This window comes from Microbulbifer sp. ABE4_465, from assembly GCF_056160765.1.
Map to the genome: position 1 here is coordinate 1 of NZ_JBSWXV010000017.1, position 8,985 is coordinate 8,985.

The 8,985-nt window shown below is 54.0% G+C and carries 5 protein-coding genes and 1 pseudogene; all 6 read left to right on the top strand.

Annotated elements, in window-relative coordinates; translation table 11 throughout:
• On the top strand, nucleotides 1-1,094 hold a 1,094-nt coding region (locus ACXAG1_RS16905; protein WP_475120331.1), incomplete at its 5' end, for a hypothetical protein.
• Nucleotides 1,095-1,270: 176 nt separating this feature from the next.
• The gene (locus ACXAG1_RS16910; RefSeq protein WP_475120332.1) at nucleotides 1,271-2,755 is read left to right on the top strand and encodes a TolC family outer membrane protein; all 1,485 of its coding nucleotides are present in this window, start codon (nucleotides 1,271-1,273) and stop codon (nucleotides 2,753-2,755) included.
• A 61-nt stretch (nucleotides 2,756-2,816) separates the two neighbouring features.
• Nucleotides 2,817-4,976, top strand: a complete 2,160-nt coding sequence (locus ACXAG1_RS16915) for a type I secretion system permease/ATPase (RefSeq protein WP_475093456.1) — start codon at nucleotides 2,817-2,819, stop codon at nucleotides 4,974-4,976.
• Nucleotides 4,976-6,298, top strand: coding sequence for an HlyD family type I secretion periplasmic adaptor subunit (locus ACXAG1_RS16920; protein WP_475093455.1), 1,323 nt, complete (start codon nucleotides 4,976-4,978; stop codon nucleotides 6,296-6,298). Before ACXAG1_RS16915 ends, ACXAG1_RS16920 begins: the two co-directional genes overlap by 1 nt.
• A gap of 409 nt (nucleotides 6,299-6,707) precedes the next feature.
• Nucleotides 6,708-6,923 (top strand): annotated as a pseudogene (locus ACXAG1_RS16925) (BapA/Bap/LapF family prefix-like domain-containing protein); the annotation flags it as partial.
• 36 nt (nucleotides 6,924-6,959) lie between these two features.
• Nucleotides 6,960-8,985 (top strand): hypothetical protein (locus tag ACXAG1_RS16930; RefSeq protein WP_475120333.1); only part of this gene is annotated, 2,026 nt, incomplete at its 3' end.

Sequence of the window (8,985 nt, forward strand, 5' to 3'; positions counted from 1 at the left end):
CCGACGCGGATGCCGACGCGGATGCCGACGCGGATGCCGACGCGGATGCCGACGCGGATGCCGACGCGGATGCCGACGCGGATGCCGACGCAGATGCTGACGCCGATGCCGATGCCGATGCCGATGCCGATGCCGACGCGGATGCCGACGCCGATGCCGACGCGGATGCCGACGCCGATGCCGACGCGGACGCCGATGCGGATGCCGATGCAGATTCGGATGCGGACGGCGATGACGACGACGATGATGACGACGACGACGACGACGACGACGATGATGACGACGACGACGACGACGACGACGACGACGACGACGACGACGACGATGATGACGACGACGACGACGACGACGACGACGATGACGATGACGATGACGATGATGACGACGACGACGACGACGACGACGACGATGATGACGATGATGACGACGATGACGACGATGACGGCATCAATTCAGTCATTGGCTTTGATGGCGAGATACCTTACGTCGCGTTTCGACTGGAAGGCGAAGGCGGTGTTGACATCGGGTCAAGCACCTTGGCTTCTGGCACGTTAGAAGCAGGTGCAACGAACTTCGCTACAACCCATCTGCCACCTCTAAGTGGCTCGGTTGGTGGCTCTATGAATCCTGATACTATCGATCTGACTGATCTGAGTCACGGTCAGGATTCTCAGAACCAAGCTGTGCCGGGCTCAGCCATGACGGCGCCTCTTGATGAACTCCTTGACAGTGAGCTAAGTGGTAGCAGCCATGACCATGATCCTCTGGATGTGGAGGCGTTGGAGGCGTTAATTGAGGCGAAGATCGAGCACATTCTGGAGTACACCCTGGAACTGATGTTGGGTGGTAAGGGAGATGATTGTGGATGTCATGACTCGCATCATTCTGGTGAGAGTGAACCACCACCGACCCTGGAAGAGCTTCTGAGCGACTACATACAAGGTGATCACCTCCCTGGTACTGGGATGAGTGAATTGCTTGGTGAGGCACTCTCGGAGCATCTCTCACTAGCTGTCGGTCCGGAAATGTCGCCTCCGGAGGCGGATGATCCAACTCAGGATTTGTGGCAGCAGGGCGGTACTTACGAGTTCTAGTAAGTCTCGCTGAATTTGCCTGTCAATTGGGGCGCCACAAGCACCGGGCTAAAAGCCCGGTGCTTTTTTATTGAGCTAAACTTTATGCGGCAATAGGAATAATTTCCCGCATTGGACCTTTGGGTCACGGAATCGCCAGGAAGCGATTCGGGTGCGGCACAAAAAAGTGAATAAATGTGAGCCAGCGATACGATCACCGCAAGCTAAGGATGGCTGAGCGTCGTAATGCCCGCCAGTCCAGTATTCTCAAACTCTTATTCATAACCGGCTTGAATGTGGTTGCGCCACTTTCAATGGCGGATAGCGCGAGAGATCTTCAGTCTGAGTCGATAAGCCCAAGCCAGTTGCAGGGTGAAGTCGGCGCCAGCCCGCTATTTTCTGCACAACCGTTAAACCCTGCGATTTCCTCCAGTAGTGCCACTATTCAGGTCGGCATGTCAAATGCAGTGCAGCAGGCCGTAGGCTGGCACCCGGCCATTGGTCAGAGCGTTGGTGAGCTACATCGGCAGCAGGAAAATATACGTGCGGCGCGTGCTGGGTACTTCCCTCAAGTAAGTGTTGGGGTTGTGGGAGGTTATGAAACGGAAAACGAGGGGAATGGCGACGGTCATGCGGTTCAGTTGTACGTATCGCAAGTCATTTATGATTTTGGAAAAATTTCCGGGAGTGTGGACGCAGCAACGGCCGGCGCTCGTGCTTCACAAGCCCGTGTTTTACAACAGATCGATACTATTGCTCGCGACACGGCGCAAGCCGCCATCGAAGTTCTGCGTTATCAGGCTCTGGTGGAATCTGCAGATGCACAAGTGGAAGGGGTCTCGGCAATTTCCAATCTGGTGACCATGCGTAATCAGCGTGGTGCCAGTTCCCGCTCTGATGTACTTCAAGCGCAAGCGCGAATTGAATCGGCGCGCGCTAACCGACAACAGACGATCGCCCAGCTGAACCGATGGCGCAGTGTATTGCAGAATCTGATGGGTATAGAGCAACCGGTAGTACTGAATAATGGGGTTCCCCAATCGATCGTAAACGGCTGCGCGGTAGATCCTCTTCAAGCGAATACCGCGCCCGCTGTACTGATAGCCGAAGCCGAACGCGCAGAAGCTGTCGCCCAACTGAAAGAAGCTCGGGCGCGTTCGTGGCCAACATTATCGTTAGATGGCAGTGTTAATAGTTACCTCGATCAAGAGTATGTAGATGTCAATGCGCTAAATGACCATGAAAGTGCAATATTCCTGAATTTATCCATGCCCATATACCAGGGTGGGAGATTGTACGCGAACCGTGATGCGGCAAACTTCGCAATGCGTTCCGCCGAGGCCGCCAAAGATACCGCTCGCCTCGCGGTAGCAAGAGATCTTCGTATCGCGCAAAGCCAGAGCGTGGGACTGGAACGGAGCCTAAATATTCTCGACACCCGCCTCAACGCGATCGAGGAAACCCGAGACTTGTACCGGAAGCAGTATTCTGCCTTGGGAACCAGAACGTTGGTTGAACTACTCAACTCCGAAGAGGAAGTGCAGCAGGCGCGTATCGAAAAGAGCAATACTCAATATGACCTATATAGTCTACAAGTTGACTGCCTATATACCGTTGGCGAGATTCGTGGTGCATTCAATCTTGATGGTCGGCAGATACAAGGTGTAGAGATCCTGCCTTGATAATAATCTTTCTGAAAATCAATTATCAGGTAGTGGCTGTGCGAAGATGGATGTCAGTAATATGAATAGTTCCGATAAGTTGGATATGGATTATACGCCCTGGCTTTCGGCGGTACTCTCTGTTGCAAAGTATTACCGATTGGACTTTTCTGCGGAGAACGTTCGCATTGCAGGAAACTGGAGCGGTGAAGAATCCACGGAAAGCGTGATTCGCAGTATGGCCAGGCAAGCTGGATTGGTAGCGCGGTTTACCAAGTTTAATGAAAGTATGCTGTCTCCCTGGCGTTTGCCGCTTGTGGTGCAGTTAAAGGGAGGGCAGGTAGGCGTAGTTCAGGCCATTGATGGCGATGGTAAAGTTGCTATCACCTTTAGCGGTGACGAGGGGGCAACTACATCTGTCCGGTCGGCTGTGTTGACGCGCGAAGTGACTTCCCTAGTGGTGTTGCGCCCATCAAATAATGTTTCTGATGTCCGGGTTGACGACTACATCAAGCCGCCGGAAAAGCACTGGTTTCGCTCAATCATCTTGAGAGACCTGAAACCATATGGCCATGTGGTTATTGCGACTACCGCCGCAAATATACTCGCTCTCGCCGGAATTCTGTTTTCCAAGCAGGTTTACGACCGCGTAATTCCCGCCGAGTCAATGCCTACGTTGTATGTACTGTTTATTGGCGTTGTAATTGCAATTCTGTTTAGTTTTATTCTGCAAGTGACGCGGATTAAAATTACGGATTTATTGGGTAAACGGGCAGATATTCGCGTTTCCGATCTGGTGTATGGACATGCAGTTAGATTGCGTAATAGTGCCAAGCCAAAATCTACCGGTGTTTTCATTTCGCAAATAAAAGAGTTAGAACGGGTTCGCGAGATGGTAACCTCGACGACCATTCTCGCTCTGGCTGACTTCCCATTTTTCTTTTTGTTTTTGTTTGTTATGTGGTATGTGGCGGGTCCGCTTGCGCTGGTTCCCCTTGGTGCACTGGTGCTACTAATTGTTCCCGGCCTACTTGCTCAGAAAAAGCTTTCTAACCTCGTAGCAGAGGCTAATCGCGAATCGGCCCTCCGAAATGCCATGTTGGTGGAAACTATTCAAGGTATGGAAGATATCAAGGCGCTACAAGCCGAGCAGAGATTTCAGCAGCAATGGAATCATTACAACGCGGTCACTTCTGAGGCGAACTTGAACCTGCGAAATTTGATAGGCCGCCTAACGACCTGGACGCAAAACATACAAACTTCAGTGTTTGCTGTAGTTGTCTTGATTGGCGCGCCCATGGTTATGGCCGGTGATATGACAACCGGTTCTCTAGTGGCGGCTTCAATTCTGGGTTCTCGGATGATGGCGCCGATGTCGCAGATCACACAGGTGCTGAGTCGGTGGCAGCAAGCGAAGTATGCATTAAAAGGTCTGGATCAGATCATGCAACTTCCGGTGGACCACCCTCAAGGTAGTAAGCGCGTACATATTCCTAATATTTCTGGAAACTACGCCTTAACACAGGCCGCATTTAAATACAGTGTAGATTGTGCACTGCCCGCCCTTACCGTATCGAAACTCAATATTCAGGCGGGCGAGAAAATTGCGGTGTTGGGGCGGAACGGCGCCGGCAAGTCGACGTTGCTACAGGGTTTGTCGGGGATGCTAGAGGCAAGTAGTGGTGAAATCACGCTGGAAAATGTCAGCCTTGCACATATTGACCCGGCAGATACTCGAAGAGATATTGGAATTCTGACACAAAATTCAAGCTTGTTTCACGGTACCCTCCGGGAAAATATTACGCTCGGCGCGCCGGGTGCAACGGATCGGGAGATTGTTGCGGCGCTGGATATGTCCGGGGCGCTGGAGTTCGTACGCAAGCTTTCTAAAGGATTGGACCACACAGTACTAGAGGGAGGGCTAGGAATGTCTGGGGGGCAGCGCCAATCGTTATTGTTAGCGCGCCTTTTCATTCGTGATCCAAGTGTTGTGCTTTTAGATGAGCCTACCGCGTCACTGGACGACATGACTGAGAAGCGATTTATTGCAAAGCTTCAAAAATGGGCGATCGGTCGCACGCTGATCATTGCAACGCACCGCAGCAGTACATTGCAGTTAGCGGATCGTATTCTCGTTGTTGAAAATGGTGATCTCATTCTCGATGCACCAAAAGCAGATGCGCTGAATCGTTTGTCGCAAGCCTCCTCCCGGGGAGCGCGTACTAAGGAGGTGGTAAGTTAATGAGTGCAGACAACAAATCCTCCAGGGGAAATCTTGCGGCGGACGCAGGTGGCGATCAGGGAATGATCCCGCCGGCAACGTCGATAGGTAGTGTTGATAACAAAGCAAACAGTGCAAGTAGCGTCGCGATTCTAGAGGCAGACTTTCAGAATGCCGGGGCACATTTTAATGCGGAGCTTGATGATGCTCGGTTGACGAAGTCAACTCGTATCGTCTGGATATTTCTACTGCTCTTGGTCTCTCTGATTTCCTGGTCATACTTTGCGGAAGTTGATGAGGTTTCAAGGGGTAGTGGCAAGGTAGTTCCAACATCAAGAGCCCAGATTATTCAGTCTTTGGAAGGCGGGATTCTCGCAGACCTTAAGGTAATGGAAGGCGATATTGTTGAAAAAGGCCAGGTAATCGCTCAACTCGATCCGACCAAAATTCGATCAAATGTCAATGAGAGTGAGGCGCGATTTCGAGCCGCGCTAGCCAGCGCCGCGCGGTTAAGTGCCGAGGTAAGTGGAGGAAAACTGGAATTCCCCGACGAGCTCCTTGGGTATGAGAGCTTGATCGCAAAAGAGCGAAAGCTATATGCCATACGCCAAAATGGGCTATCGGATGCACTTGAAAGCCTGCAAGAAGCTTTGAGCCTGGTTAAGAGCGAGCTGAAAATAACCAAAGATCTTGTTGAATCAGGAGCAGCGAGTAGTGTGGAAGTGCTCAGACTCAGTCGTCAGAGATCAGAACTCGAGCTCAAAATCAAAGAAGCTAAATCTGAATATATGGTGCAGGCGAGGGAAGAGCTTTCTAGTGTCAGTGCCGAAGTCGAGGCCTTGCGTTCTATCATTGAGGGAAGGTCAGATTCGCTAACGAGGCTCACATTGAAATCTCCCGTACGCGGAATCGTAAAGGATATTGCGGTAACGACTATTGGTGGTGTGATTCCCCCAAATGGACATCTTATGGATATTGTTCCTTTGGATGATCGGCTTTTGGTCGAGGCAAAAATCTCCCCTCGCGATATTGCCTATATACACCCGGGGCAGAGTGCGAAAGTTAAAATAACAGCCTACGACTATTCGATTTTTGGTGGCCTGGACGGGAAGGTCGTGACTATATCCCCCGATACCATTCAAGATGAGAATAAACCCGACGAATACTATTATCATGTGACGATTCTTACTGACGCCCCAGCGCTAATTAACAAGTCAGGAAAGAAGTTCCCTATAGTTCCCGGGATGATCGCATCTGTTGATATAAAAACAGGAGCAAAAACTATTTTCGACTATCTTGTTAAACCAATAAATCAAGCTGGAGAAGCTCTTCGAGAGCGGTAGAGTTATAGTTTTACTGTCATTTTTTTCGTTTTCGGGGATGCGCTCACGGGACTTTGTCTCTGCTTCGTCTCCATTTAAAGATTTCTGTCGGGCAGTAATGTTTCCCAAAACGATCGCTTTGCGATATCTCTATTCTAAATCGGCACTCAAGTAAATTGAGCTTCGGGTGCCGTTAACGCCGATCTGATGTATTAAGTGTCAATCGTTCGACCTGCCAGTTTTCCCATCTAATTATTTACTAGTCTGTTAGAAATCTGACTTTGCGGTACAGAGTTTCTGGTGTTGCCCGCTAAAAATGTGCATTGAGCTCGCTGTCGATTTTTACAAAGAAACAGTTTCAGACGTAGCTTTCGGTTTCGCAGTACTTAGGCTATTTCGAAAAATAATGTTCCTAAGCTAGGTGATGAATATGAAGGTGCAGGTAGTCGCGAAATCCAGTGGCATAGTAGAGGAATTTGAGGGTTCAACCTTGGCATTGAATGAGCCAGGGGTGGTCAAATTGTCTTTGGCCGAAGATGAGATACAAACATATGTTCGGTCCGGAAACGACCTGATCGTGCAATTGGCGTCAGGGGAAATCGTAACGATTCTAGGGTTCTTTTCGTTAGATAAAGATGACGTTAGAAGTGACCTTTTTCTAAAAGACCCGGAAACCGACGATGTGCTACTCGCACATTTCGGTGATGAGGGCGCATTTCTTTCGACTTCACTTGTGAGCAGCAGTGCAGATCTGGTTGGCGTAGTTCCAGCGAGTCAACAGGTTTGCCCCTGGGTTTGGGCCGCATTGTCGGCGATTGGTATTGCCGCTATTGCTGACGCGGTCGATGATGACGACGATGACAGAAGCAATGGTGAAGGAAGGGAACGTAGAGATACCTTCGAGCCGTTCAGACCGACCACCTTTTCTGCGCCGCCTCCTGTAGATAGCCCACCCGCCGTCGACGGCCCAACACCCGTAGATCCACCCCCGCCGCCTCCCGAAGGTGATGCTGATGCCGATTCAGATGCGGACGCAGATGCCGACGCTGATGCGGATGCGGATGCGGATGCTGACGCAGATGCAGATGCAGATGCCGACACGGATGCCGATGCTGACGCAGATGCCGATGCCGATGCCGATGCCGATGCCGATGCCGATGCCGATGCCGATACGGATGCGGACGCCGATGCGGATGCCGACGCAGATGCCGACGCAGATGCCGACGCAGATGCCGATGCCGATGCGGATGCCGATGCCGACGCCGACGCCGACGCCGATGCCGACGCCGATGCCGATGCCGATGCCGATGCGGATGCGGACGCCGATGCCGATGCGGATGCGGACGCCGATGCGGACGCCGATGCGGATGCCGACGCAGATGCCGACTCTGATGCGGATGCCGACGCAGATGCCGACGCTGATGCGGACGCAGATGCCGACGCCGACGCCGATGCCGACGCGGATGCGGATGCCGACGCGGATGCAGATGCCGACGCAGATGCAGATGCCGATGCGGATGCGGATGCGGACGCCGATGCGGACGCCGACGCCGACGCCGACGCCGACGCCGACGCCGATGCCGATGCCGATGCCGATGCGGATGCTGATGCCGACGCCGACGCCGATGCCGACGCCGATGCCGATGCCGATGCCGATGCCGATGCGGATGCCGACGCTGATGCAGATGCTGACGCTGATGCAGATGCCGATGCGGATGCGGATGCCGACGCTGATGCGGACGCAGATGCCGACGCAGATGCCGACGCAGATGCCGACGCAGATGCCGACGCCGATGCCGACGCTGATGCGGACGCAGATGCCGACGCCGACGCCGATGCCGACGCGGATGCAGATGCCGACGCAGATGCAGATGCCGATGCGGATGCGGATGCGGACGCCGACGCTGATGCCGACGCTGATGCCGACGCCGACGCCGACGCCGACGCCGATGCCGATGCCGATGCCGACGCTGATGCGGATGCCGATGCCGATGCCGATGCAGATGCCGATGCAGATGCCGATGCGGATGCCGACGCCGATGCCGACGCTGATGCAGATGCTGACGCTGATGCAGATGCGGATGCTGACGCCGACGCCGACGCCGACGCCGACGCCGACGCCGACGCCGACGCCGACGCCGACGCCGACGCCGATGCGGACGCCGATGCGGATGCCGACGCGGATGCTGACGCTGACGCTGACGCTGACGCCGACGCCGACGCCGACGCCGATGCCGACGCGGATGCGGACGCCGATGCGGATGCGGACGCCGATGCGGATGCCGACGCCGATGCCGACGCGGATGCAGATGCCGATGCCGACGCTGATGCCGATGCCGATGCCGATGCCGATGCCGATGCCGATGCCGATGCCGATGCCGATGCTGACGCGGATGCAGATGCCGACGCGGATGCCGACGCAGATGCCGATGCCGACGCAGATGCCGATGCCGATGCGGATGCGGACGCCGATGCGGATGCCGACGCCGACGCTGATGCCGATGCCGATGCCGATGCCGATGCTGACGCGGATGCAGATGCAGATGCAGATGCAGATGCCGACGCGGATGCTGATGCAGATGCCGATGCCGATGCCGATGCCGATGCCGATGCCGACGCCGACGCCGATGCAGACGCCGATGCAGACGCCGACGCGGATGCGGACGCTGATGCGGACTTCGAGCTAATCGACGTAAACGATGATGCAG